Source organism: Vibrio sp. TRT 21S02 (assembly GCF_050113675.1).
Classification (GTDB): domain Bacteria; phylum Pseudomonadota; class Gammaproteobacteria; order Enterobacterales; family Vibrionaceae; genus Vibrio.
This window is the reverse complement of sequence record NZ_JBNJOI010000002.1, coordinates 361600-387202: the sequence shown is the minus strand read 5'-3', so window position 1 is coordinate 387202 and position 25603 is coordinate 361600. Positions and strand designations below refer to the sequence as shown.

The window sequence follows — 25603 nt, the reverse complement described above, 5'->3', positions numbered from 1 at the left end:
AGGAAGTCACATGAAGCACACTATAGCAATGAGCATCTTGCTCGCAGTGTCTTTCGGGGCATCAGCTGATAGAGCGGTCGAAGAACCGATAAAAGCAATAGAACCCATAGAAGGTCTAAACACGCAAAAAGTGGAACTGGGCAAAGCGCTCTGGTTCGAGCCACGTTTATCGGCATCGAATACCATTTCGTGTAACTCTTGTCACAACGTGGCAACTGGTGGTGTGGATAATCTCCCAAGTTCCATCGGGCACAAATGGTCTATTGGTCCAATAAACTCTCCAACAGTTCTCAACTCAGATATGAACTTTGTTCAATTCTGGAATGGTCGAGCAAAAGATCTGCAAGAGCAGGCTGCAGGGCCAATTGAGAACCCGTTGGAAATGGCTTTTACTCATGAACTTGCCATCGACACCTTGCAGTCTATCCCGCAGTATCGTCAATGGTTTAAGGAGGCTTATGGTAAGGAAGCATTCACGATTGATGAAGTAACCGACGCCATAGCAATGTTTGAAAAAACGCTGAGAACACCAAATGCGCCATTCGACCTGTGGCTAAAAGGGGACGATAGTGCGTTAACGGCCAACCAACTGGAAGGTTATCAGTTATTCAAAGCGAAAGGGTGTACCGCATGCCACGCTGGACCATTAGCCGGGGGGCAAATGTATCAGAAAATGGGGCTGGTAAAACCATTTGAAACTGAAAACCCTGATGTTGGTAGAAAAGCCATTACTGGTAATGAGTTTGATAAGTTTGTGTTCAAAGTACCGACTTTACGGAACGTAGAACTGACTTACCCATACTTCCATGATGGTTCGGTTTGGGACCTACAAGAAGCGGTTGAACTTATGGCTGATATTCAGCTTGGTCAGAAACTAACAAAAGGAGAAGCGAGTAAAATCACTGACTTCTTAAAATCACTGACTGGAGAGCAACCTAAAGTCACCTTACCGCATCTACCACCATCTACGGTAGAAACGGCCAGACCACAAATCTAATGATTACCTTTGCTTGCGAGCCCTTCCGATTTGGAAGGGCTTTTTTTATGCTGCTTATTTTGTGCTCAGATCTGTTATTTAATTGAATATATAACAGCCAATATAAGATAAAGTTTGAAATCGATTCAATAATTATATTGTAAAATTAACGATATTAAATTTCTAATTAACAGTTTTATTACCGTAAAACTTCATCTTATTATATTGTTGATATTATCTTTATTGCCAACTTAAGTTTATATTGAATTAATAGTAAGTAAATGTGACCTGTGAAGCTTATTTTTCCATTTTTTTAATATAGATTATTCTCCAATTTGATGACAAGAATTACGAAAATGGATATCTATTTATGCTGTGAATGATTTTTATTAATACCATCATGTTTATAATGGTGTTATCTATTGTCATTTGCTGATGACAGTTAAATCTAGGTTTGTCTTTGACATGTCGTGCTTTCTGCAATAACTGTAGAGTTAGTTTTATTTAACCTGTTTTGTATGAGGCTTTGACTTATCAATTATATTGATAATAAATAAATGATAATTGAAATTAATGTTCTTGTTGATATATAAGAACAAATAGAAAATAAAAATAAATATTTATTAATTTACCATATCTACTGAAGTTTAATTTTAACTTCAGCGGTTAACTATAAATAAAATAACGGAAATAATATATGTATAAAAGAAAAACGCTTGCTGTCTTAATTGGTGCTTCTATTGCTCTTGTGGGTTGTCACGAAGAACAAAAAATAAAACTCCCACAAGCTCCATCATCTGAATTTACTAATATTATAGATAGAACAGGTGACCCACAATTTTTACGTGACTATGATGAGTATTCAAATCTAAAATATAACGCCTTTGTTGATAATGGTGCATGGCATGGTCATTTGTTGCCTGAAGATGAGAAGGGGTATGGTGCATTTGGTGGCATTATGCAAGTCACTCAAGAATACGCGCATTTTATGTCTGGGCAAGCATTTGACAAATTAGTAATTACCGATGAAGAAAGTGGTAAGAGCTACGATTTATCTCAAGCTGATGCAGAAATTTATTCAATTCCTGGTGCCTTAGTTCAGATATTAAAGCTGAAAGATCTGCGCGTTCAGATGGTATTACGTTTTGTCACTGATAGAACTTCTTTGTTGGAAACTAAAATCACCAACCTAACGGATGATGATATGCAGTTAGCTTTGTCATGGAATGGTGAGTTAGTTGAAAATGCGCGTTCTGATCAAGCAGACAAAACAGTGGATGAAATGTATCCACAATATCAACGAAAAATTAGTCCCATTAATAACGGCATCAAAATTAATTTTGGTGAGATGAAAGATAACTGGGCGATCCGCAATGATGCTGATGCTGAGTTTCGTATCGTCCGTTCAATTGCGAACCAATCAACGGCAGACGGCATTTCATTTTCCTCTCATACGGCGGTTGAGGTTGACGATGGCGATACACTGACGTTCTATACTGCTTATTCCAACCTTCATAATTCAGTTGAAGTATCCACAGAGCAAGAAAAACTCAAAGATGTTTTCAAGAAGCCGCAAAAGTACATGGATAAGTCTGAGAAACGTTGGGACAAATACCTGAAGAAAGGTCTAACGAACAAAGACGCGACACCGGAACAAGAGCGCGTCGCTGTAAAAGCAATGGAAACGTTAAATGGCAACTGGCGCTCTGCGGCTGGCGACATTAAACAGGCTACAGTTACGCCTTCTGTGACCGCACGTTGGTTCTCAGGCGCATTGACTTGGCCTTGGGATTCTTGGAAGCAAGCGTACGCCATGGCACACTTCAATCCAGATGTTGCAATGGACAACATTCGCACGGTTTTCCAAAATCAAATACAAGCCGATGATCCTATTCGCCCACAAGATGAAGGCTATCTACTTGATGTGGTGACTTATACTAAGCCTGAGTCTCGTGGTGGTGCAGGAGCTGAAAACTGGAATGAACGTAATACCAAACCTTCGTTAGCTGCATGGGCAGTCATGGAAGTCTATCATGCGCTAAATAATCAGTTTGAACGTAAAGACGATGCTCAAGCTTTCATTGACGAAATGTACCCTAAGCTGGTTGCTTACCATGATTGGTGGTTAAGCAATCGCGATCACAACCAAAATGGCATTCCTGAGTACGGTGCTGCCGTTGACCCAGCTCATAACACTGATGATGGCGTGATGTATGTGTGGGTGCAAACACGAGACCCTAACTTTAATACGATTATTGATTCCAGCGATATCATTGCGACAGATGGGGATTGGTATCAGGTCAAAGGTATGGTGGCGTACAATGAGATCTTGGATAACGTAGACTATATGAACCTGTCTGTCGGTGCTCAGGAAGCGGCGGGTTGGGAATCTGGTATGGATAACGCGGCACGCTTTGGCTTTATCTACAACATCCACGATATGAACGAGCAGGCTGAAGACATTAATAGCCCAGACCAAACAGTTGACCAGCTTGGGCGTTATGCTGCTAGCGCGTACGGCTTTGATAATTCGATGACTCTAAATGGTAGTGAGTGGGAATACGCGAATGTAACCCCTGAGAACCAAGCTAAGCTAGAGGCGGCGAAGAAAGATTGGGAAGTCCGTTTTGCAGAAAACCGTGCCAACAATAACGACTCAAAGATGCCATTATTGGGTTTTTCTATGCTACAAGAATCGGTTGACCAAGCATCTTACATGTATTCAGACAATAAATATCTGGCTGAAATGGCAGGATTGGTTTCTGCAAAAGTACCGGGTAAAGAGCGTGCTCAAGAGTTTTTGGATGGTGCTGGTGAAATCAAAGACTACATCAATAAATGTATGTTTGATGAAAGTACAGGGTTCTTCTACGACATTCATCTAAATGTTGAACCAGACGGCACAACACCTCAACCGCTGGCGAATGGTTGTGCTGGTGAACCAATATTAGCACGTGGTCGTGGCCCTGAAGGATGGTCACCACTATTCAACGGTGCGGCAACTCAGGAGAATGCAGACAAAGTGATTGCGGTGATCCGAGATCAAGACGAGTTCAACACTTCTGAAAAATACCAAGGTGTAGGCGTGCCATTCCCGACCGCTTCTCAAACTAACCCAGCATATGGTAAAGACATTTACTGGCGTGGAAGAGTGTGGCTGGATCAGGTTTATTTCGGATTGAGAGCGATGGAAAATTACGGTTACAAACCAGAAGCAATTTCGATGGCGAATGATGTTTTCAATAACGCGCAAGGAATGACAGGAAACATGCCAATTCGCGAAAACTATAACCCAGAAACCGGAGCGGTTCAGGGCGCTTCGAACTTCTCGTGGTCAGCAGCTCATTTATACATGATGTACAACGATTTCTTTAAACATCAATAAACGAAATTGATCGATAAGGTGTGTATAACTAAGCCCTTCCGTTTTGGAAGGGCTTTTTTATATTAGATTAGATGACCTTGGTCAACGAAGAGAACACCTGAGTTGTTATCTGCATCTTCGTAGCTGTATACCGCAAATTCACTTGCGTTGAAGCCATTCTGAGTGAGGTAATCTGATTGCTCTTGTGTCATTGTTGTTTGCTCGACAAACACATCATCGTCAATCGTAACATCGATATTTGAAAGGATAAGGCCCGCATCTTCGCCGTTATTTTCTAATACTGTTGAGTCTACGGTCAGTGTTGCACCATCAGTACCGATGACAGCCTCAATGCCTTCAAAGGTTACTTGATCCGAGTCACCGTTCGTTGTTAGCGTATCAAAACCTTCATTACCATCGACGTGACGTGTCACATCTGTCGTTGGTGCTGTTAAACCATCCACATGGATTTGGTCGCGACCAGCGCCAGCATCGATAGTGTATTCAGTCAGGCGGTCGTATGAACCAGGGCCTGATGATTGCATTGTGATGATGTCGTCGCCATTACCCGTGTCAATTTGGAACAGATGGCTCCAAGCCGGATTGGTACTAGTACCTGCTTCAACAAAAACGTTAACGACGTCAACCGAATCACCTTCTGACGTATCAATTTGACCACGTTTTGCATCAGAAATATTGATAACCGTTGCAACATCATTGTTAACAGTCAAGTCAACGTCAACAAAGTTTGATACGTGGACAACAGTTGCGTCAGTTTCAACGCTCACTTCTTTTGAGTAAGCACCATTCCATTCATTAGAGTGGATACTAAATGTTGCGCCGCTGTTTTGCGAAACAACGCCGTGTCCTTGGTAAACAGGGATGTTCGGATCAATAGAGAAGCTATTGTCGTCATTTAAGTTAGCTGAAGAACCAGAACCGTCAAAGTTAGTAGTACCAAAATTAATACGCATGTTTATGTCCTATAGCGAGGGTTATTTTTCAGTCGCGATCATCCATGGAACGAATCTTTGTGGGGGAAAAGTATTCGAGTCAGATCACTGATATAACGGATATTAATGGAAGTTAGTTTTTGATCTATAGAATCACTTATATTTGGTACGTCATTTGGTACCTGAAATAAAATCAATCAAAAGCATTAGGTATGGCGTATTTTATCGCTTGGTACTTATAGCGACAAAGCATAGAAAGCTTGATGAGAACAAGTTTTGGTGATGGTTATTTATCACTAGGTAAGAATTATTTTGTAATCATTTGGTTTGTTTGTCATTTAGATCTTAGGTTTGTTTTTTTGTGTTTTGATGAGTTGGATAAAGAGGGTAGAAAGGTAATGCTGGTACACGTTGTTTAACTGTGCTAATCGTTTAGTTATTGTATTTGTTATTAAAAAGCCTGCATGTTGCAGGCTTTCATTATTCGATTGATGTTTCTGGTTGTTGCTGAATATCTGATTGGTCTGCAGACGATAGCTGCTGTGTCTCTTCAGCTTCAAGTTTGGCACGTTCTGCTTTTGAGATATAGCGTGGTTTATTACTTTTATGAAGCTTGGCATTTGCCTTCTTCTGTTTTTTCTTCAGAATTTGGTTAATTTTCTTTTTTCGATTCATCGTGTTTGCCGCTTCGTTTTATTGGGCGAGTAAGATACCAGAAGTTGTGGAATGGAAACAGAAGTAAAACGCCAGCATTTGCTGGCGTTTTTATGTGTATGGCCCTTTTAACCTATGAGGCCTTATCCATCTTTGGCCGAGAATCTTCTTCCGTTGTTTCTGAGAATATTTCAGCGACTGCAGAGCGCTCTAATTCGCCTTGCAGGTTACCGTCATCGTCAACAACAGGCAGTGAATAGTCACTGCACATGGTTTCGGTTAAGACCTCTTCAATAGCGGCAGATGGAGAGACTGCTGGAACTTCCTCGTAAAGGGTTTCACAAAACTCTTCAGCAGAATCTTCTTTAACTGCATCGATTAGGCTCTCTTTGGTGACGAGTCCTTGATAACCATCATCAGTGACATGGTAGCCGTAATCTTGTTTTGACTGCTTCATTTGGCTCAACGCTTCTTGAATCGTTGATGCTGTGATACGTAATGCCGGAGGTTGCATCACGATTTCAACCGTAAGTGCACGTGCACGGTTTACATCTTTTACGAAAGCTTCAACATAATCATCGGCTGGGTGCAGCAAAATCTCATCAGGTGTTCCTTGCTGTACCAGCTCCCCATCTTTAAGAATTGCAATTCTATCGCCTAAACGAAGTGCTTCATCTAAATCGTGGGTAATGAAAACAATAGTTTTATGTAACTTGTCTTGTAACTCGATCAGTTGATCTTGCATTTCACTACGGATCAATGGATCGAGGGCTGAGAATGCTTCATCCATAAGCAATATCTCTGCATCGGTACATAGAGCACGAGCCAAGCCAACACGTTGTTGTTGACCGCCTGAAAGCTGAGAAGGGTACTGTTTTTCGTATCCTTTTAGGCCTACCGTTTCAAGCCACTCACACGCTTTTTCGTGACGTGCATTTTTATCAATGCCTTGGATTTCTAAACCGTAGGCAACATTTTCCAGCACAGTTCGATGCGGCATTAAGCCAAACCGTTGGAAAACCATGGACATTTTATGACGGCGGAACTCTTCGAGCGCCTTCATACTAAGGCTCATTACATCAATGCCTTCAACCAAAATTTGCCCTTCAGTAGGATCGATTAGGCGATTGAAGTGACGAATAAGAGTCGATTTTCCTGAGCCAGATAGCCCCATAATGACGAAAATCTCACCCTTATTGATTTGTAAGTTGATGTCTTTAAGACCAACAGTGTGTCCTGTTTCCGCTAACACGGCATCTTTTGATTGGCCTTCTTTGACCCGAGACATGACCGATTTAGGTTTGGCTCCAAAGACTTTATACAGGCCACTAATTTCGATTAATGGTTTAGTCATGCCTTAGATCTCCAAGATGTGCTTGAGTACGTTTCGCGTAAGCTTGAGATGCGCGATCGAACAGTATTGCCAAAGCAACAATCGCAAAGCCGTTAAGCAAACCGAGCGTGAAATATTGGTTAGTAATAGATTTAAGAACTGGTTGGCCAAGGCCTTTCACCCCAATCATTGAGGCGATGACAACCATTGAAAGTGCCATCATGATGGTTTGGTTGATTCCTGCCATAATTGTTGGCATCGCAAGGGGTAGCTGTACGCCCCACAACCGCTGTTTCTTATTGGCACCAAATGCTGTGGCTGCTTCAAGTACTTCTTTATCAACGAGGCGGATGCCAAGGTTAGTTAGGCGAATCACAGGTGGAATCGCATAGATCACAACAGCGATAAGGCCGGGAATTTTACCAATGCCCAAAAGCATAACCACGGGAATAAGGTAAACGAAGGCTGGCATGGTTTGCATAACATCAAGCATCGGTGTAACGATGGACTGGACACGGTTTGAGCGTGCCATTGCAATACCAATAGGAATACCAAGTACGATAGATAATAAGGTACAAACCGTAATGATACTCAGCGTCCGCATTGTGTCTTCCCACATGCCGAAATAGCCAATCAGAAGTAAAGACACGAAACACCCGACAGCTAATTTCCAAGAACGGCTAGCAGCATAAACGAGTGCGGTACAAAAGCCGAGAATAATAAACCAAGGGGTTGAAATCAAAAGCTTTTCAAACCAGACAAGAAAGGAAAGTAGGGGGTCGAAAAAGGATTCGATGAGTTCACCGTATTCTCGTGAAAAATCACGGTAAGCGCCATCGAGGGTTTTGCGGATTGCGCGTAGGTCAGAGCGTTCCATTTCAGGAAAACTGCTCCACCAACTATTGTTAGACATACAACATCCTTATAAGACCGGAGCGATGAGTCGCTCCGGTTACTGCTATTAAAGTTATGCTAAACGGCTACTGTTAAGTTTAGACGAAAGGGAATTACAGTGCCTGTTGCACTTTTTTCACAACATCTTCTGGTAGCCATTGAGTCCAGATTTGTGGGTATTTTTCGAGGAAATAATGCATCGCTTCTTCTCCATCAGCTTGATTATCTTCCATCCAAGCGAGGAGTTGGTTCATATCAGCATTGGTAAAGCCACGCTTAGTAAAGTACTGATAAGCTTCTGGGGCACGAGTAGCAAATTTCTCGGTTGTAATGGTATGGACTGGTGATGGCGGATACATTGTCACTTTAGGAGATTCACATTCAGCTTGCGTTGTGCAATTGACGAACTCCGCTTCATCAAAGCCACTGCCAAAGTCAATTTTCACCATGTCATATTTACCGAGTACAGCGGTAGGGGCCCAATAGTAACCAAACCAAGGTTCTTGGCGCTCATAAGCTTTCGCAATTGAGCCAGAAAGACCAGCACTTGAGCCCGGATCTACAATGGTGAAACCAGATTCATCAAGCTTCATCGCTCTGAATAAGTTTCCTGCACTAATTTGGCAGTTCCAGCCGGCTGGGCAGCTGTAAAAAGCGAATTGATCAGGGTCTTCTGGGTGTTCAAACAACTTAGCGTGTTTTTTCACCCCTTCAATGGTTTTGATTTCAGGGTATTTCTTTACGAGGTAAGCGGGTACCCAAAAGCCTTCTTCACCACCATCCGTCAGTGCTTTACCTGCATAGCGTAGACGCTTCTCAGCTACGCCTTTATCTAAAGCATCTTTCAGGCTGTTGCTCCACAATTCTGGAGCAACGTCTGGTTGACCTTTTTCAACCATGGACGTGCCGGTAGGCATGGTATCGCCGGGTATAAGTTCGGCATCACAGCCATAACCATGTTCTAAAATGAATCGGTCAATGTTGGCAATAAGAGTTGCAGAATTCCAATTCATATCGGCGATGGTTACGTCGCCACAATCGCTTGCATAAACGTTAGTTGCACTTGCGCCTAAAAGCAGAATGGCTGCTGTTGCATATTTCATTTCGAGGTTCCTTTCTAATGATTGCTTAATTAGGGTAGCGAAGAAATAATTTGAGTTCAAATTATTATTCTGTCGCTAAGGTTCGGAAAAGAACAAATAACTTGTCAATTAGTTTTATATATTTAGCCAAAAATAGCGAAATAACACGCAAGTTAACCATGATTGAAGAAATGATGATAAGGCTTATTAAGTGGGCTAAAGGTTAGTGTACGAATGATTAATTAAAGGGTTTTAAAGTAACTCTTCACCTTGGCACACAGATTTGAGGGTTTTGGCGTAAACTTAATGTACAGACATGGCGGAATTTTGATTGGAATGAAAGGAAATAAAATAGACCAAAGTCGTACGCCTATCGTGTTCAATAAAGCGAACCTAAATGATGATCTATCACCTTGTATCCGGCAGTGTTGTTTGGATGAAGATGATGTTTGCGTGGGGTGTTATAGGACGTTAGGTGAGATACTTGCGTGGCATCAATTGTCTTCTAATGAGCGTCATGAAGTCTTGCAACAATGTGAACACCGAAGCGCATTAAAGAAGCAAATAAAGCCGTTTTAATTACCGTTTAGGTTGCGTTGACAGCATCTCATTTAGCCCGCCAGCGTTATGTAAGTTGGTAAATCCCTTCTTGATCAATCGGTCATAGGCTTGTCCCGAGCGATTGCCGCTGCGGCAGTACAAAACAATTAGTCGATCTTTGTTGATATTGGCAAAAGCACGGTTTAGATCTTGAAGTGGGTAGTTTACTGCGCCGGACACATGTCTGCGATTGAATTCTTGCGGGGTTCTCACATCGACAAGCAAAGCGCCCTGTTCAATAAGCTGCCAACCTTTTTCAGCTCGTTCAGACGCAAAAGCTGTAGGGATGATTGCGATACAAAGCAAAACGAACGTGATAAATGTGGCTAATCGCTTAAGCATAAATCCTCTGTCTAAATCTTCTGGATGGTGTTTCTTAGCATAATTCAAGGTTGGATAAAGTAAAACTATCATGGTCGTAAGATTCAGTAAGTTTAAATGATAGAACTATAATTAACATTGGGTCATCAAAAGGAGAAGGCCATGAAAGTCATTGTTGAGTTTCTGGAGTCTGGCCGTTTCAGAGATAATTTCTGGGATGGTGAGTTCCATGTCGACAAAGGTGAGCATCGGGCTGTGAGTCCTTCTTTAGCCGCTCAGCTTATTAATAATCATGCAGCATCTTTGTATCGGAGTGAAGACGTCGAATCGGACATGAATAGTGCGATAGGCCAAACGCCGATGAAATAATATGTTATCGAGTAGAATGGCCCGCAAGGGCTTTTCTTTTGCCTTAAATTGGCACTGTCCAAGCGTAACGTATATAGTGCGCTGAGTTTAAAGTTGAACCATCAGGTAAAAAATGATGAAAATCTGGGTTGATGCGGATGCGTGTCCCGTTGTAATTCGTGATATTTTGTTCCGTGCTGCAGAGCGTACGGGGGTTCAAGTAACCTTGATTGCAAACCAATTTGTACGGATACCGGCATCAAAAAATATTCAAATGATCCGAGTTGAAGCGGGCTTTGATGTTGCTGATAACGAAATTGTTCGACGTGCAGAAAAAAATGATTTGGTTGTAACGAGTGATATTCCTTTAGCGTCTGAAGTGATCGATAAAGGGGCTCAGGTTGTGAGTTCTCGCGGAGAGGTCTTTACACCAGAAAATATCAAATCACGCCTTAATATCCGCGATTTTATGGAGACCATGCGAAGTAGCGGCATTCAGACCGGTGGTCCTGCGCCACTTAATCAAAGCGATCGTCAGGCCTTTGCAAACTATCTGGATAAATGGCTGGTTCAAGCTCAGCGACACAATAAGCAATAATGTTAGGCAGCACTAGCTGCCTTTTTTATACCTCTTTGCGTGGGGTGACCGTTCGCAATTTCATTTCAGAAACTCAGCTCTCATTTTTACCGCTATCGATTTACCCTCAAATGCTCTGTCTGTATGGTCAAATAGGTTCGATACCGAAGCCATAATGTAAAGGAAGCAAACATTGGAATGGATACTGTTGTTTTTCGCCGGAATTTTCGGAGGCGTCATCAATTCGGTTGCGGGGGGAGGCAGTTTTATAACGTTCCCAACGTTAATGATGGTTGGGGTGCCGCCTCTTATGGCTAATGCTACCAATACACTAGCAGTTAGCGCTGGTTACATCAGTGGGGCATACGGGTTTAGAAAAGAGATCGCTGAAGGTGGCGATACTGTCCGCATCACGTTATTCAGCTTAATCGGCGGAGCATTAGGTGCCTATTTGCTATTGAGTACACCGGAAAGTGTGTTTCTTGAAGCTATTCCTTGGTTATTGCTATTTGCGACAATGTTGTTTGTCTTTGGCGGCTGGGTAAGCCAGCAGGTGAAGCGATTGATTGGTGGGAATAACACCAGTGATTCAAAAAGTTGGTTACTGGCTGCCACACTAATTTTTGTCTCAGCTTACGGTGGCTTTTTTAATGCCGGACTCGGTATTGTGGTGTTAAGTTATTTGGTTCTGGCTGGCTATCAAAATATCAACTTGATGAATGGCCTGAAGTTGCTTGTGTCGGCGGCCGTGTCTGTTATCGCAATAATTATTTTTCTCGTTAAAGATATGATTGATTGGGAGCGGGGCGTGGTTGTGATGTTAGGAACGCTTATCGGGGGATATTTAGCTGCACGAGTTTCTCGAAATATTCCACAGCATTATGTGCGTGGTTTTGTCACATGCTCAAGTTTCGTTATCACCGCCTATTACTTTATCGAAGTGTATTTCTGATCTCGTGTGAGCATGCCATTGGATCTCGTTTACTGTAATTAACTTAGTTAAACTGAAGAAACTAAAAAGAGCGCAGAGCGCTCTTTTTTGATCATGCAGTCAGCCAAAGCGGATGACTTTATCGCATAGTTTCTCAAGGGCGACTTCATCATGCCCAATAATGATAAGGGCACATTGGCTTTCATCGATCGACTCAACCAAAAGCTTCAGTGTTTCGGCGGAAGTAATGGGATCAAGGCGTGACGTCGGTTCGTCAGCGATCAGCAGCTTAGGTTTCATCATGAGTGCTCTTAAAATGGCAAAGCGCTGAAGCTCGCCCCCTGAGACATCATTGGCTGAACGTTTGAGTACCTCCGAGGAGAGTTTTAGGCGTTTTAGCAATACAGGAATCTCAGATTTGTTGAGACAATGACGCTGGCAGAGTTCATCTAACAATTGTTGTAAGGAGACGTCATGTGGGTGTGCGCTCGGAGGATCTTGATAGAGCTTAAGCTTTTGACCTTTATTAACATTCTGATGCCAATGAATATCACCTAAATCAGGTAAAATAAGACCGAGTAATGTGTCTGCGAGTGAAGTTTTACCACAACCGCTAGGGCCTGCAATGCCAAGGATTTCACGCTGATGAAGGGTAAAACTTAAATCGGAGAACAACACATTGCCAGAGCGGCTTATAGATACATTATCAACACTTAGTAGAGGAAGATGCGTAGGGTGGCTTTCACGTTTTCTCCAATGCTTGGGGGTTGCTTGAATAAGCTTCTGGGTATAGTAGGATTGTGGGTTGCTTAACACTCCACTGGCGACGCCGCTTTCTTCAACAATCCCGTTTTTCATGACGATAATATTGCCACCTAACGTTTCGGCAAGGTTGATATCATGAGTGATGGTAATGAGTGCTCCCGACTTTACGTGTTCTAGTAGTTGTGACGCAATCACATCTCTGTGGTAGCTATCTAACCCTTTAGTAGGTTCATCGGCGAGCAACAATTCACCTCCTGCTTGAGTCGCGCATAAATAGGTGACCCTTTGCGCCATACCGCCGGAGATTTCAAATGGATATTTGGCTATGTCTCTGCTTAAGCTAACGTTAGAAAGTTCGTTTATTGCGATGGACTGGGCAGCAGGACGCTTATGCTGGTTGATCAACTGGTGCACTTCAGCCACTTGTTGGAGGATTGGCATAATCGGGTCCAATGCTAACCAAGGCTCCTGAGGTAACAAGGCTATTTCCTTGCCCCATTTTGAGTGGCAATTGCTTTTACTTAGCTTATCTTGCTTGAAATGAATTTGTCCTTGTTGAGTGAGCTCTGGAGGAAGTGTTCCTGTGATGGCTGCTGCAATCAGGCTTTTTCCAGCACCTGTCTCTCCAAGGATGGTCAAAGGTTGATTGAGGAAAACATCGAAGCTAATCGGTTCGACCAGTGTTTGGTCGGATGAAGATATCTTGAGATTTTCCACCTTTAATAATGGGGTCATGATTGCTCTCCATTCGCGAGTAAATGAAAACCTAATACGAGAACAAAAACAGAAATGAGCGGTTGAATGAGTACCCAAGGGGCCACATGATAATAGCGAAAAAGCTCAACCATCATGAGTCCGAGCTCGGCCTCAGGTGGCTTCAATCCGACATGTAGAAATCCTAGTGAGGCAAGTGCAAGAATTGTATTTCCAGCGCCAAAGCAGGAAAGGGTGAAGACGTCTTTTTTGCAATGAGGCCATATGTGGCGTTTAAATACGTACCAACTGCCAAAGCCATAAAGAATGGATGCTTCTACCTCTGGGGAGCGGATCACGGACATGGTGCGATTACGGGTTACGCGGAAAAACTCTACCCATAAGATCAAAGCAATGGCGATGTATAGAATAGTGAAAGAGCCCGGAATAAGAGCAGCGAAGAGCAACACCAAAATAAGTCCTGGCATCGCGAGGATTATATTCATTAGAAAGGAAAATGCTCTGTCCCACCAACCTCGTTTCCAACCGGAAACAACACCAGCAAAAGTGCCAAGGCTTGCCGATGTGAGCACGCTAATACCAGCCAGTATTAATGAAGTAAAAATTGCGTCGCTCAAACGAGCTAAGTTACTGCGACCAAAATGATCACGTCCAAGTGGTTCTTGCCAATCCGGTGTACTGAATGCCAGTGAAAGGTTTTGTATAGCGGGATCTTGGTTAAACAACTTTCCTATGATGACGATTGTAAGCGCCAAGCCAATCAAGAGTACACCCAAATATTGCATATTATATTGTTTCACTGTGCTACCTCCTGCTGTTGGCGTGGGTCAAGCCAATAAGTAATGAGATCCACCAGCGTGTTGATAAAAACAAACAGTAATCCCATCACCAAAGCGGCACCTTGAATCATCGGCAGATCTCGCGCAAAAATAGCGTGAGCCAATGCATGTCCAATTCCCGGCCATGAGAAAAGCGATTCAATCATGATGATGCCTTCCATTAAGCCGATCATTTGGATGCCGAGAAAGGTAATGGTTGGTATCGCAATATGTCGCTGGGCATGGTGATGAAAGGCTTGCTCAAACGTCAGCCCCTTGAGCCGAGCAAAATGAAAGTGCGGTGTGTTCAATGTGTCTCGGGTCGCATTGCGTATCAAGCGACTGGACATCGCTGCAAGGGTAATCGCTAACGTAAGGGCGGGAAGAAATAGATGTAGGAGGGTGCCAAATCCTGCGACAGGAAACCAACCTAGATGAAGAGCACCCACAATAATGAATACTAAGCCAATGACGAAAACAGGTTGAGCCCTGATGAAAACAGCCGTTACAAGAGCGGCTTTGTCTGCGTTGCTGTTGGCTTTTTTTCCACAGTAGAGGCCAATTGGAATCGCAATGAGCGCTGAAAGGGTTAGAGCCGCGATTGCCAATAGTATGGAATAACCCAACTGGTGTTGAATTTCATGAATAACTGGCGAGCCACTGATCAGCGAGTTTCCAAGATCGAAATTGAGTAGGTCCCATAACCATTGCAAGTAAAGCTCATGTGCAGGGCTATCAAGGCCTAGTTCTAATTGTACGGCTTTCGCAGCATCGGCATCGACATAGTCATACCCATAACGACCAGCGGCAATACGAAAGGCAAAATCTCCGGGCAGCAAACGCATTAAAATAAAAGTCAGTGTGCCGATACTCCAAGCCACTAACATGGCTTGGAGTATGCGTCGAAATAGAATATCAATCATCTAGCGTCATCTCTGCAATACGATAGTTGATTTCAAAAGGGTCGAAGTGGAAGTTTCCAACACGTTTGTTCACCGCAACCAGTTGGGTGTAAAAAGTAATTGGAATCAGCGGCATTTTCTGAGCCAGTATTCGAGACGCTTTTTGAGCTTGGTCGCGATATTCTCGCGGATCTTTGGTGGAACTGAGCGTGTTTAGCAGTTCGGAAAATTCAGTCGATGACCAGTTTGTCGGCCCCCAATCACTGCCTTTGTGATTCGCAAAATCCTTTAATAGCAGAGCCAGCGGGTCGATCGTTGCCCCAAAATTTCGCGCAACTAGTGCAAGTTCGAGTGTGCCATCTTGGTGTTTTGCCGGTATCGCACTGGAGTTATCAATACTAATGTTAACCTCAATGCCAACTTGTTTCAGTTGAGCTTGAATTGCTGTCGCGACGACAGGCAGTTCTGGTCGGTCTGAATACGTGGTTAGGTTGACTGAAAAGGTTTTCCCTTGCTTTTGCAAAATACCCTCGTCATTCGGTTGCCAACCTTGTTGCGTCAATAGCGCTTTTGCTTTGACTATATCTTGGCGAGTGTGGGCAAGACTGTTGACGTACCAAGCGCCTAATGATGGAGCGAACAACTGATAAGCTTCTGAACCAGGCATACGGATAATTTGCTGAGATATTCCCGAACGATCGAGAGCTAAGCTGAGGGCTTGCCGAGTTTGGTATGACGCTAGGAAAGGATGTTCGTTGTTGAGTTTAAGCAAAATAGTGCGTGGAATAGACTCGCGAACCACGTTAACTTGCTTCGAGTTTTGAAGAGGTTCAATACTCGCTGGGTCAAGGGTGTAAACGATGTCAGCCTGCCCAGTCTGTGCAAGTAAAGCTCGACTTTCTGCTCGGTGTCCCGCTAAGTATTGTACTTTCTCAATATGTGCGTTTTCTCCCCAATATTGTTCATTACGTGTGACGTGAATTTTATGAGGTGGCACCAGTTGTTCAATCTTATAAGGGCCTGTGCCAGCAAGCGTTATTGCCTTGTCTTTGTCTTGGTAGCTTGAAGGGGAGGCGATAGCGACCGTGTAATGAGCCAATACGTTAAGCAATGGTGGATAAGGCTGGGTGAGTGTAAGCGTTAATGTGTTACCTGTCGCTTGAATGGTATTGATGGGTACACGTTTAATGACGCCGGGTTTAGCAATTGCATGCTCAAGCGCGTTTTTAACTGCTTGGGCATTTAATATAGAGCCATCGTGAAAGTAAGTGTTTTCCCTTATTTTGAATGTCCACACCAAATCATCGTGGCTGGTTTGCCAGTCTGTTGCGAGCAGCGGCAGTATTTTCCCACGCTTATTTACGCCAACTAGCGATTCAACGACCTGCATGCGGGTAAACATATAACCATCTTTAGATAGGTCTTGGCTGCTAAATTCGAAAGGTCCCGATATTTTCAAGAGATCGGTATTGGGCTTGTCAGCCAATGAGGACTTAAAGCCGACAAGTGTGATGAGGCCAAGGGTTGCAGCCGCGATGATCCATTTTTTCATTGTGCATTTCCTGAACGTAAATTTGGTAATGTTATAACATAACAGATGAGTTTATAAAATGATAATGGTTGTCATTCATGTTAGTGAACGGCAGACGTTATAAGACATGTGTCATCAAATCAGGTTTTTTGAGATCTATTTAGCTGCTTATTTGGTACAAAAGTTCGACAATACAGATGTGTACTAAAGATGTATGTGAGGGTGATGCTATGAACAGAAAGCTTGGTCGAGTCATGTCTTTGAGCAGGATGCTGTCGTTTGTCGCGTTTTTAACCGCTACGTTTGCTTGGGTACTGGAAATGCCCGTGTTGTTGTATGCAGCGGTAACCTGCTTAGCCATCAGCGGCGGCATTTATATGGTCGAAAAACGTAAGGTACACCAAGATGAGAAGAGCGCCTAATGGCGCTCTTTGCTGATATTAAAAGAATCCGAGCGGATTGACATCGTAACTTATCAATAAATTTTTGGTGTTTTGGTAGTGATCGAGCATCATTTTATGGGTTTCGCGTCCAATACCCGATTTTTTGTAGCCACCGAAGGCTGCATGCGCAGGGTAGGCATGGTAACAGTTGACCCAAATTCGCCCAGCTTCAATATTGCGTCCCATGCGATAAGCAAGATTCGCATCTCGTGTCCAGACGCCAGCTCCCAGCCCATATTCGGTATCATTCGCAATCTGTAGGGCTTCCTGTTCGTCTTTGAAGGTCGTAATCGCGATGACAGGTCCAAAAATTTCTTCTTGGAACACGCGCATTTTGTTATTGCCTTTTAGCATAGTGGGTTGGATGTAATACCCACTGCCTAAATCAGCATCTTGTTCAGCGATTTGTCCTCCGAGTAAAACTTGCGCTCCTTCTTGGCGTCCGATTTCGAGATAGCTCAGAATCTTATCAAATTGCTCTCGCGACGCTTGTGCGCCAACCTGAGTATCGGTATCAAGCGGGTTACCCTGCTTGATGTTTTTTGCTCTTTCTACCACTTTGTTAATGAATTTGTCGTAAATGGACTCATGGATCAGAACTCGTGAAGGACAGGTACACACTTCCCCTTGGTTGAAGAACGCAAGTAACATCCCTTCCACGCATTTATCTAAGTACGCATCTTCATAGTCAAAGACGTCTGGGAAGTAAATATTGGGTGATTTACCGCCAAGTTCGACCGTGGAAGGAATTAAGCTTTCAGCGGCACATTTCAATATATGATTGCCCACTTCGGTCGAACCAGTAAAAGCAAGCTTCGCAATGCGATTGCTGGTTGCAAGTGCTTGACCCGCTTCGTGGCCAAAACCGTTGACGACATTGATGACTCCCGGTGGGATCAAATCACCAATTTTTTCCATTAAAACCAGAATTGATGTTGGCGTTTGTTCTGCGGGTTTTAAAACCACGCAGCAACCTGCGGCCAATGCAGGGGCAAGTTTCCATGCTGCCATTAACATCGGGAAGTTCCATGGAATGATTTGACCTACCACGCCGATGGGTTCAGGAAAATGATAGCTGGCGGTATGAGTATCTAATTCAGCAGCGCTGCCTTCTTGCGCACGGATGCAACCAGCAAAATAGCGGAAGTGGTCGACGACGAGAGGGAGGTCGGCGGCTAAGGTTTCGCGAACGGGTTTGCCGTTTTCCCATGTTTCTGCAACGGCTAATTCTTCAAGATTTTGTTCAATGCGATCGGCGATTTTGAGCAGTAAGTTAGAACGTTCTGTCACACTGGTTTGAGCCCATTGAGTGCGCACTGCATGAGCCGCATCCAGAGCGAGATTAATGTCTGCTTCACCTGAACGTGCAACCTTGCAGTATGGTTTACCATTGACTGGTGAAGTATTATCAAAATACTCTCCCTTGATGGGTTTTACCCATTCCCCACCAATGAAGTTATCGTAGTGAGATTTGAAGTTAACAATGGCATTCTCATTTCCCGGCTGTGCGTAAATCATAGTTCGTTCCTTCTTGTTACTTGCATTATCAACGCGTTAAAAAGCGTTCCGTTTAGCGGATATAACGCAAGTCACAGGCCAGCTCTGAAAAGCTTGTTGTTAAATTAATGTAAAACTATGATTACCAATTAATAACAACTGTGTCAGAGTCATCTTTGAACTGAAAGATAGCCGCATTGAGGCTGTTCACTGTTCAAAAATGGAACACTCAATTTGTTTAAAAGTGGTACAGCTATGGAACTTCAAACGCATCTTGCTACTGACTGGCTTCGTTCTTCTTGGTCCCGTTCGAGTGACGCTGGGTTAACTGAGCGCCGTAAACCTGAGGATATTCACGTGTCAGGTGTGTTGTTAAAAGAACGTCAATATAAGGCGACACAGTTGATAGAAGCGGTTGAGCGCAGTGCATTACCTTTGTTTAATCAGGTTTTGGCTCGCAGTGATAGTCGATTGATACTGTCTGATGTGGAAGGGGTGATTATTGCTAGCTGGGGACAAGAGCATTTTAGAGAGAAGTTAACGGCGATTGCGCTAAGCTCGGGAGCTTGTTGGCAAGAAAAGTTAAAAGGGACCAATGCCATTGGTACTGCTTTAGTCGAGAAAAAAGCCGTCTCAGTTATAGGTGATCAGCATTATATTCGTCATCACCGATTCATCAGTTGTTCAGCGAGTCCTTTATGTGATCATCAAGGGCAATTGTTAGGTGTATTAGACATCACCACAGAGCAAAGTAAACACGACACCGCGGTTCAGCTGTTGGTTCAAAACATGGTTCAATTGGTTGAAAATCATTTGCTGAGTCAGGTTCCAAAAGGTGCTATTCGCCTTGATCTGGCCATGGATAAGTCTGTTCTGCATACTGGATGGCAAGGTATTGTCATTGCTGATGAACAGGGCCAAATCCTCGCTCATAATCAAGTCGCGTCACAGTTGCTCGCACAGGGGCAACTGGTCGGTTCAAGTATTGAACAGCTACACTCGCATCGCAATAGCCTAGTGATGGAAAAGCAGTTTCTGATACAAGCTAAAAAACGCCGCAGAACAGTGTGCGCTTCTTGTGAGCTGCACATGGGGGATCATCGTGTTGAAGCGGCATGGCAACAAGCCAATAAAGTGATTGGTAAAGATATTCCACTGCTGATTGAGGGAGAAACAGGCGTTGGAAAAAGTGAACTTGTTAAAGCATTGCACCGTCACGGGGAGCGTAAATCGGGCGCGTTAGTCACCGTGAATTGTGGTGCATTACCAAAAGATTTAATTGAGTCCGAATTGTTTGGTTATGTTGCTGGTGCTTTCACAGGAGCTAATCCTAAAGGGAATATAGGCAAAGTAAGGCAGGCACATGGAGGCATTTTATTTCTTGATGAAATTGGAGAAATGCCTTTAGAAGCGCAGGTTCGCTTGTTACATGTGTTGCAAGATAAACAGGTAGTTCCTGTTGGTGCTACATCGAGCTTTGATGTTGACCTTCAAATTATCGCCGCAACGCACCAGAACTTACGTTTGCTTGTTGACAAAGGAGAGTTTCGCCAAGATCTGTACTACCGTCTCAATGGGTTATTGGTGCAGTTGCCTCCATTGCGAGAACGTGATGATCGTCGTGAGATGATAAAACGCATTCATCAGAAATATCATTCTTCTGAACAGTCACTATGTCCTCACTTATTACGCAGCTTAGATCAATACCATTGGCCTGGGAATTTTCGCGAGCTTGATAACTTACTAAAAGTGGCCACATTGATTGCCAGCGAAGAAAAAATATTGAGTTTGGCGCACCTTCCTACCCATTTGATGGATGAATTGGTAAAAAATAAAGAAGTTGCTAGTCAAGATATGCCCAATTTAAAGAGCGCTGTTGATGATGCCTTAGTGCGTACGTACCAAGCGCAAAAAGGGAATATCAGCAAAACTTCACGAGTGCTAGGGGTTAGCCGCAATACGATTTATCGTAAACTAAAAGCGATGGGGATTCTTTAGTCTCAAGTTCGCATTCAATTCTTGTCAAAAAAGAGCACCAACTTGGTGCTCTTTTTGCGCATGGTTAAGACTATTTTCTTCTCAATCTAAAAATTAACGTAAAGCTAAGCAGTAGCATATGGATGATTCCGGAACTACCAGCCGAGGACACTTTGCTCTCTTTTACTTGCTTATCACCTAACGTGTTTTCTGCGAGCGCCAATGTGATTTGATAACGCTCTCCGCTGCCATTCGTTGCCAGCCATGGTGAATGTTCAGACAAGAAAACAACAACCGTTTTGGGGTTCGGTCTTTGTATGTCTTGTGCATTGACGAGCTGGTAGTTGTTGGCTGAATCTTCGTTGAATGCGTACACCACAAGCTTTTCAGGGAGGGAATGAGAGAAGTTTAGTGATACGGTTTGCTTGGAAGTGAGCGCTGATGTTTTATCAAATTCAAGAGAAAGATTTCCCCAAGAATACGCAAGTCCGGGTTGGCCGAGTGTGGAATCTAGCTCGGCAAAGTCGTCGCTGCTATCCGGAGCAGAAACCGGTCGTTGCATTGAACCAATGGCTGCGTAACGTACTTCAAGCTCTGATGAGGTTTCGACATTCAATGTTTGCTGATTTTGGGTGTTTAACCCGTAGACATGGTGAGCACTGTAAGCTGTATCCCCATATTCTAGAGCATCAATGATGGAATCGTTATCGGAATCGAGTGGGGTAGACAAGTCGCCGCCTATTTCGTCCCAATCCGTTATACCATCATTGTCGCTGTCGAAGGAATCAGGGTTTAAACCAAGCGCTAGTGCTTGATGGTCATCAATACCATCCAAATTACTATCAACCCCAACTTGTACCGCACTGCCGGAGAGATCCGGTTCAATTGTTAAAGGAAAAACATTTGGGATCTGGGTTCCTACAATACCGTCGGGACCATCGGTTTCCCAATCAAGCGTTTTAATTTTGAGGGTAGCGCCATCAGCTTCTACAGAGAAGCGGGTAGTGGTGTTTGCCATTGGGTTGCCAAGCCCCGGATGATAAATCTGTAGTGCATAATGCAAAGTGATGGTGCCATCGCTATTGCGAGTAAAATGCAGTACATCTTCATCTGGGTTGGCATTACTAATATCATGCAATGCGTAGTTAAAGCCGACGGACAAGGTTGTTCCTGATACCGTTGCCGTATCGTTATCAAAATCCCAGCGCCACTCAGGTTTACTTACCCCAAAGCCAAGCACATTGCCAAGTGGTGCTGCGCGCATAGTGATGTGATACTGTCCTTGGTAAACCCCGCTATCCGGAATCATGGCATTGGAGATTCCTGATGCGGTTATTGCTAACAAGCAGGCTGCGGTGAAAACCGGTTTTACCATGAGTAGGTTGCTCCTAAAATTGCGTTCGTTCCCGGTCCGGGGATAAAGGTAGGAAGATCTGGCGCACCTTGGCCACGAATAGCGTAAGCCGTTTGATAATTGGTATTCGTCAGGTTGTTGATTTCCAAAAAGACACGCAGAGACTCTGTCGTTTCATACCCTACTTTTAAACCAAGAAGGAAGTAAGGATCTTGGGTGTTTGCTGTGTTATTGACGTGATCGGTATAGGTTTCTTGAGGCTGCCAAGTAAAGTTTGGCGTAATGCGCCAGCCCGCTGCGAGTTTATAGTCCAATTCTCCTTGAATTAGGTGAACAGGGACCCCTGCAATGTCATTACCTTGATATACCCCGTCCTCAAAATAAAAATGGCTCCAGTTATAAAGTAACTTGGCATTCAATGCATCCTGGGCAGTAAGGAAACCATCAATAGAGTAAGTCAGCATGGTTTCCAAACCGTGGTGAATGGTTTTTCCTTGGTAGTTAATGGTTTTTCCGTTGACTGCAAAATCACCGACGACAGATATTAGTTCATCTTGTACAACGGAATAATACCAAGATGCATTGAGCGAAAACGCGTTAAACTGCCAATTGACGCCGAGTTCGCTGGTCAATGCGGTTTGGGCGTTCAGTTCGTTGATATAAACGTGGTTATTAAGTGGGTCGGTAGGGTTTGCTGATACGGTTGCCAGTTGCCAAAAGTTCGGTGCCTCAGAGCTGCCACTGATGTTAGCGTATACCCGTTTACCTTGTTCCCATTGATAAATAAGACCAAGTTTAGGATTGAGTAACTGGTATTCAAACGAGCTGTCGAGCAAGCCTGCGGAATAGGTATCAGTAATTTCTCTTTGATTTAAAACCCATTGCAAGGCGGCGATGGTCGAGAAACCGTCTATCCATTCATATCTAAGCTGACTGCCTAAGATGATGTTGTGAGCCTCTAACTCCAAGTTTGCAAAAGGAGTCATGAGTTCGCCGGTTACCGGATGCACTGAGGCAAATTCACGCGGCATATTTCCACTATTGGCTTGTAAGAATAAAAGCAATTCACGCGTTAAGTAGTCATATAAAACAAGGTTCAATGTTGTGCTGGCATCTAAACCTAGGTTTCTATTTCTTGTATCCGCTTGCGTCAGTGGGTTTCTAAATTGATCATCAAGCGCCTCGTAGTAAATCCCAAAACGGCTTTCAGTTGTATCTGTCTGCCAGTGCGTTTGATTGGCCACACGTAGCTGACGTGTATTTCTGAATGGCTTTCTCACCGGAATATTTAATAGTGTGTCCATTGGTTCACTACCTTGACCCATGACTTGATCGGGGGATTCAATCGCACGTTGCTTGGTGAGTAGAAACGGGATCTCAAAGTCATTTTCAGCCACAGTGAGGTAAGTGCGGTTTTGCCAACCATTTTGATGATATCCAATGTTGAGCGTAAGACTGCCACGTTGAGCCGCACTGTGATTACGATAACCTTCACGCTCGCTATAGGTCGTACTCAATAAGAAGTCCCAATTCTGTTTTTGGTTCGCTAACGTTAGGTTACCTTTGTACATCTCATATGAGCCCAGTTCGAGCTGAGCGAGATTACGGCTGTTCAAACCATTTTTAGCGTGGAAGTTAATCGCGCCGCCAAGGGTTGTCGCGCCATAGCGCATTGCATTTGCGCCTCGATAAACGGAGAGCCATTTAGCCTGCTCAGGATCAATGAGGCCAATCACAAACGAGCCATCAGCTTGATTGAGTACTAGCCCGTCACTGAGCAACTGAATTCCTCGGTTTACTGGGTTATCTTGCAAGCCGGAACCACGAATATTGATTCTCGGTTGATCGTTGCCGCCAAAAAACTCTTGCACCACAATTCCAGTTTGTTGGTTAAGTACTTTTGCCAGAGATGATTGGCTACCTGCAAGCTGTTTGGTTTCAATTAAGTTTGTTCCCCCTGCGACGTTATCAAGTTGCTCACGAATCAAGTGGATTTCAGCCTCATCCTGAGACGCTTCGATAACGATCACTTCACTTTGAGCGGCAGAGAAGGGGCTTAGCCAGAGCAGCCCCATAAGTAACGTATTTCCACGCGGTGTCATACTCACTCCTGATGACCTTTACGCTTTCTTAATCCAAGGCCCCCTAAAGCGAGTAACGATAACCAGCCGGTACTACCGCCGGAGCTTTCTCCGCTTTGTACTGTTGGGATAGGTTCAGGTGACGTGGGTGGCGTTACCTCTGGTGGTGTTGAGCGTTGTTCTGGCGCTGCAAAAATATAGTTTGCGACGACAGTCGGTAACTTATCCGGATTGGAGAGTGTTAGCTCAATTTTGTCGTTGTTTTCGACCCATTGTTGTTTGGTAAACGACTGAACAAATGCTCCTGCTTCTAAACTAAACCCTTTGGTTACTCGATAGATTTCTAGTCCTTCAGGTTTGTCAGTCATCGATATTTCAATATTAATGGCGTCATCTGCCGCCGAGTTGTCAATATTGAACTCAATATGGCCATACTGATAATCCAAAGGTTCACCATGTTCATCTTGTTGTGGTGGTAATTCTCCGACTAAGGTATGCGTAGGCTCAATGCTCAGGTCTAACAGGTGCGAAGATACGTTGTAAATGCGTTGAGCATCTGGCGTGGCAATGGTGACTCGATTCTGTGTTTGAAGTTTTAAGCCAGAAGCAATTGCATTGTTGTTTGCAGCAGAGCCTGCTTCTAATGCGTCGCTTAAACCGTCGTTATCTGAATCTTTGCCTCTGATGTAAATTGGTGTTTCTATAATATCGTCAAGGTTGTCACCATCGGTGTCACCGGATATCGGGTCTAAACCTAGCAAGTTGGCTACCGTATCTGTGATTCCATCGCTGTTTGTATCTGTCATAGGGTCTTTGACTAGATTAGGAGAGCGATACTCAATTTGTACCGTTGCTGGAAAGACGTTTTCGATACGCGTGCCTGGTACATTGTCAGCAGGAATTCCTTCCTCAACATCTGCTGTCGTTATATTCAGAGATCCATCATCATTTTGTGAGATGTCTAAATGAGTCGTTGTAAGACCGATTGGATAATCATCGACACCCGGAACAGGAAATGGTGGAACGATATATTTCTTCTGTGCATAGGCCAGCTTGTATAAGCCAGTCGCTGATTCGTACTCAAAAGGAATCGTGATTTCATCTAGGTGATTGATTTGAACGTTACTGTCTGCCCGCTTGTTTTCCAGTTCGTTAGCATTAAAAGCCTGAAATGGTACATAAATCATGTTTAGGGCAAAGAGCGTGCTTCCTCCAATGGTAACCGTTTGGCTATCAAAGTCCCAAATCCAGAAACCGTCATGGGTTGTTGTACCTAATACTTTATATTTCTCGCCATTGTATTCGCCGTCTAATGCATTTTCTGGCCAAGGCATGCCGTTCACACCGTTGTCACGATGTGCATTCATGGTTACTGAGTAGCCTCCGACATAAACACCACTGAGGTTTTGTGCTATGGCTGGAGATGAAAGAGAAAAGGCCGCGGCCATAAGGCACGCTAGTCGATGCGGTTTCATTGTTGAGTCCTTT

22 protein-coding genes are annotated in these 25603 nt (G+C 43.8%); 8 read left to right on the top strand and 14 right to left on the bottom strand.

Features of this window, described 5'->3' with window-relative positions:
- The first annotated feature begins 10 nt into the window (after positions 1-10).
- Together ACQEXU_RS03835 and ygjK are read left to right on the top strand one after the other, a co-directional pair.
- Entirely contained in the window at positions 11-997 is a 987-nt protein-coding gene (locus ACQEXU_RS03835) for a cytochrome-c peroxidase (RefSeq protein WP_367989600.1), read from the top strand.
- 676 nt (positions 998-1673) lie between these two features.
- Positions 1674-4361, top strand: a complete 2688-nt coding sequence (gene ygjK, locus ACQEXU_RS03830; protein ID WP_427009749.1) for an alpha-glucosidase — start codon at positions 1674-1676, stop codon at positions 4359-4361.
- 62 nt (positions 4362-4423) lie between these two features.
- Here ygjK and ACQEXU_RS03825 read toward each other — a convergent pair whose 3' ends face one another.
- The 5 genes from ACQEXU_RS03825 to ACQEXU_RS03805 all read right to left on the bottom strand — a co-directional run bounded on the left by ACQEXU_RS03825 (position 4424) and on the right by ACQEXU_RS03805 (position 9277).
- Positions 4424-5314 (bottom strand): hypothetical protein, encoded by an 891-nt coding sequence (locus ACQEXU_RS03825; protein WP_427009748.1) that lies wholly within the window; start codon positions 5312-5314, stop codon positions 4424-4426.
- A gap of 459 nt (positions 5315-5773) precedes the next feature.
- Complete coding sequence (locus tag ACQEXU_RS03820; protein ID WP_427009747.1) at positions 5774-5968, bottom strand: DUF2986 domain-containing protein; 195 nt, start codon at positions 5966-5968, stop codon at positions 5774-5776.
- A gap of 112 nt (positions 5969-6080) precedes the next feature.
- Positions 6081-7301 (bottom strand): quaternary amine ABC transporter ATP-binding protein, encoded by a 1221-nt coding sequence (locus ACQEXU_RS03815; protein ID WP_427009746.1) that lies wholly within the window; start codon positions 7299-7301, stop codon positions 6081-6083.
- A complete protein-coding gene (locus ACQEXU_RS03810; RefSeq protein WP_367989607.1) occupies positions 7294-8193 on the bottom strand; it encodes an ABC transporter permease in 900 nt (299 codons plus the stop codon). The genes ACQEXU_RS03815 and ACQEXU_RS03810 overlap by 8 nt, the downstream gene beginning before the upstream one ends.
- 94 nt (positions 8194-8287) lie before the next feature.
- Complete coding sequence (locus ACQEXU_RS03805) at positions 8288-9277, bottom strand: ABC transporter substrate-binding protein (protein ID WP_427009745.1); 990 nt, start codon at positions 9275-9277, stop codon at positions 8288-8290.
- 315 nt (positions 9278-9592) lie between these two features.
- On the opposite strand from ACQEXU_RS03805, the gene ACQEXU_RS03800 reads away from it, so the two are divergent.
- Positions 9593-9835: a DUF1289 domain-containing protein gene (locus ACQEXU_RS03800; RefSeq protein WP_367989609.1), complete on the top strand. Its 243-nt coding sequence runs from the start codon at positions 9593-9595 to the stop codon at positions 9833-9835.
- Here the strand turns inward: ACQEXU_RS03800 and ACQEXU_RS03795 are convergent, their stop codons facing one another.
- A complete protein-coding gene (locus ACQEXU_RS03795; protein ID WP_427009744.1) occupies positions 9836-10198 on the bottom strand; it encodes a rhodanese-like domain-containing protein in 363 nt (120 codons plus the stop codon). It lies immediately after the preceding gene.
- 141 nt (positions 10199-10339) lie between these two features.
- On the opposite strand from ACQEXU_RS03795, the gene ACQEXU_RS03790 reads away from it, so the two are divergent.
- The 3 genes from ACQEXU_RS03790 to ACQEXU_RS03780 all read left to right on the top strand — a co-directional run bounded on the left by ACQEXU_RS03790 (position 10340) and on the right by ACQEXU_RS03780 (position 12054).
- Positions 10340-10546 carry a hypothetical protein gene (locus ACQEXU_RS03790; RefSeq protein WP_367989611.1) on the top strand — a complete coding sequence of 69 codons (207 nt, stop codon included), beginning with the start codon at positions 10340-10342 and terminating at the stop codon, positions 10544-10546.
- Positions 10547-10661: 115 nt separating this feature from the next.
- Complete coding sequence (locus ACQEXU_RS03785; protein ID WP_367990707.1) at positions 10662-11123, top strand: YaiI/YqxD family protein; 462 nt, start codon at positions 10662-10664, stop codon at positions 11121-11123.
- A 172-nt stretch (positions 11124-11295) separates the two neighbouring features.
- The gene (locus tag ACQEXU_RS03780; protein WP_427009743.1) at positions 11296-12054 is read left to right on the top strand and encodes a sulfite exporter TauE/SafE family protein; all 759 of its coding nucleotides are present in this window, start codon (positions 11296-11298) and stop codon (positions 12052-12054) included.
- 99 nt (positions 12055-12153) lie between these two features.
- On the opposite strand, the gene ACQEXU_RS03775 is transcribed toward ACQEXU_RS03780, so the two are convergent.
- From ACQEXU_RS03775 to ACQEXU_RS03760, 4 genes are read right to left on the bottom strand one after another with little or no spacing between them, the layout of a single operon-like run.
- A complete protein-coding gene (locus tag ACQEXU_RS03775) occupies positions 12154-13533 on the bottom strand; it encodes an ABC transporter ATP-binding protein (RefSeq protein ID WP_427009742.1) in 1380 nt (459 codons plus the stop codon).
- Positions 13530-14297, bottom strand: coding sequence for an ABC transporter permease (locus ACQEXU_RS03770; RefSeq protein WP_427009812.1), 768 nt, complete (start codon positions 14295-14297; stop codon positions 13530-13532). Before ACQEXU_RS03770 ends, ACQEXU_RS03775 begins: the two co-directional genes overlap by 4 nt.
- Positions 14298-14308: 11 nt before the next feature.
- Complete coding sequence (locus ACQEXU_RS03765; RefSeq protein WP_427009741.1) at positions 14309-15253, bottom strand: ABC transporter permease; 945 nt, start codon at positions 15251-15253, stop codon at positions 14309-14311.
- Complete coding sequence (locus tag ACQEXU_RS03760) at positions 15246-16784, bottom strand: ABC transporter substrate-binding protein (protein ID WP_427009740.1); 1539 nt, start codon at positions 16782-16784, stop codon at positions 15246-15248. The genes ACQEXU_RS03765 and ACQEXU_RS03760 overlap by 8 nt, the downstream gene beginning before the upstream one ends.
- Positions 16785-16993: 209 nt before the next feature.
- On the opposite strand from ACQEXU_RS03760, the gene ACQEXU_RS03755 reads away from it, so the two are divergent.
- Positions 16994-17185 (top strand): hypothetical protein, encoded by a 192-nt coding sequence (locus ACQEXU_RS03755; protein ID WP_427009739.1) that lies wholly within the window; start codon positions 16994-16996, stop codon positions 17183-17185.
- A gap of 18 nt (positions 17186-17203) precedes the next feature.
- Here the strand turns inward: ACQEXU_RS03755 and exaC are convergent, their stop codons facing one another.
- A complete protein-coding gene (exaC, locus tag ACQEXU_RS03750; RefSeq protein WP_427009738.1) occupies positions 17204-18724 on the bottom strand; it encodes an acetaldehyde dehydrogenase ExaC in 1521 nt (506 codons plus the stop codon).
- Positions 18725-18958: 234 nt separating this feature from the next.
- On the opposite strand from exaC, the gene ACQEXU_RS03745 reads away from it, so the two are divergent.
- Positions 18959-20701, top strand: a complete 1743-nt coding sequence (locus ACQEXU_RS03745) for a sigma-54-dependent Fis family transcriptional regulator (RefSeq protein ID WP_427009737.1) — start codon at positions 18959-18961, stop codon at positions 20699-20701.
- A gap of 70 nt (positions 20702-20771) precedes the next feature.
- On the opposite strand, the gene ACQEXU_RS03740 is transcribed toward ACQEXU_RS03745, so the two are convergent.
- From ACQEXU_RS03740 to ACQEXU_RS03730, 3 genes are read right to left on the bottom strand one after another with little or no spacing between them, the layout of a single operon-like run.
- Entirely contained in the window at positions 20772-22055 is a 1284-nt protein-coding gene (locus ACQEXU_RS03740; RefSeq protein WP_427009736.1) for a hypothetical protein, read from the bottom strand.
- A complete protein-coding gene (locus tag ACQEXU_RS03735) occupies positions 22049-24136 on the bottom strand; it encodes a TonB-dependent receptor family protein (protein WP_427009735.1) in 2088 nt (695 codons plus the stop codon). The genes ACQEXU_RS03740 and ACQEXU_RS03735 overlap by 7 nt, the downstream gene beginning before the upstream one ends.
- 2 nt (positions 24137-24138) lie before the next feature.
- Positions 24139-25590, bottom strand: a complete 1452-nt coding sequence (locus tag ACQEXU_RS03730) for a GlyGly-CTERM sorting domain-containing protein (protein ID WP_427009734.1) — start codon at positions 25588-25590, stop codon at positions 24139-24141.
- Positions 25591-25603: the final 13 nt, after the last annotated feature.

Coding starts and splice junctions, on each gene's coding strand:
- exaC (WP_427009738.1), bottom strand. CDS start 18,724: ATGATTTACGCACAGCCGGGAAATGAGAATGCCATTGTTAACTTCAAA.
- ACQEXU_RS03825 (WP_427009748.1), bottom strand. CDS start 5,314: ATGCGTATTAATTTTGGTACTACTAACTTTGACGGTTCTGGTTCTTCA.
- ACQEXU_RS03790 (WP_367989611.1), top strand. CDS start 10,340: ATGAAAGTCATTGTTGAGTTTCTGGAGTCTGGCCGTTTCAGAGATAAT.
- ACQEXU_RS03815 (WP_427009746.1), bottom strand. CDS start 7,301: ATGACTAAACCATTAATCGAAATTAGTGGCCTGTATAAAGTCTTTGGA.
- ACQEXU_RS03740 (WP_427009736.1), bottom strand. CDS start 22,055: ATGGTAAAACCGGTTTTCACCGCAGCCTGCTTGTTAGCAATAACCGCA.
- ACQEXU_RS03755 (WP_427009739.1), top strand. CDS start 16,994: ATGAACAGAAAGCTTGGTCGAGTCATGTCTTTGAGCAGGATGCTGTCG.
- ygjK (WP_427009749.1), top strand. CDS start 1,674: ATGTATAAAAGAAAAACGCTTGCTGTCTTAATTGGTGCTTCTATTGCT.
- ACQEXU_RS03765 (WP_427009741.1), bottom strand. CDS start 15,253: ATGATTGATATTCTATTTCGACGCATACTCCAAGCCATGTTAGTGGCT.
- ACQEXU_RS03745 (WP_427009737.1), top strand. CDS start 18,959: ATGGAACTTCAAACGCATCTTGCTACTGACTGGCTTCGTTCTTCTTGG.
- ACQEXU_RS03730 (WP_427009734.1), bottom strand. CDS start 25,590: ATGAAACCGCATCGACTAGCGTGCCTTATGGCCGCGGCCTTTTCTCTT.
- ACQEXU_RS03775 (WP_427009742.1), bottom strand. CDS start 13,533: ATGACCCCATTATTAAAGGTGGAAAATCTCAAGATATCTTCATCCGAC.
- ACQEXU_RS03820 (WP_427009747.1), bottom strand. CDS start 5,968: ATGAATCGAAAAAAGAAAATTAACCAAATTCTGAAGAAAAAACAGAAG.
- ACQEXU_RS03770 (WP_427009812.1), bottom strand. CDS start 14,297: ATGCAATATTTGGGTGTACTCTTGATTGGCTTGGCGCTTACAATCGTC.
- ACQEXU_RS03785 (WP_367990707.1), top strand. CDS start 10,662: ATGAAAATCTGGGTTGATGCGGATGCGTGTCCCGTTGTAATTCGTGAT.
- ACQEXU_RS03735 (WP_427009735.1), bottom strand. CDS start 24,136: ATGACACCGCGTGGAAATACGTTACTTATGGGGCTGCTCTGGCTAAGC.
- ACQEXU_RS03795 (WP_427009744.1), bottom strand. CDS start 10,198: ATGCTTAAGCGATTAGCCACATTTATCACGTTCGTTTTGCTTTGTATC.
- ACQEXU_RS03760 (WP_427009740.1), bottom strand. CDS start 16,784: ATGAAAAAATGGATCATCGCGGCTGCAACCCTTGGCCTCATCACACTT.
- ACQEXU_RS03805 (WP_427009745.1), bottom strand. CDS start 9,277: ATGAAATATGCAACAGCAGCCATTCTGCTTTTAGGCGCAAGTGCAACT.
- ACQEXU_RS03800 (WP_367989609.1), top strand. CDS start 9,593: ATGAAAGGAAATAAAATAGACCAAAGTCGTACGCCTATCGTGTTCAAT.
- ACQEXU_RS03835 (WP_367989600.1), top strand. CDS start 11: ATGAAGCACACTATAGCAATGAGCATCTTGCTCGCAGTGTCTTTCGGG.
- ACQEXU_RS03810 (WP_367989607.1), bottom strand. CDS start 8,193: ATGTCTAACAATAGTTGGTGGAGCAGTTTTCCTGAAATGGAACGCTCT.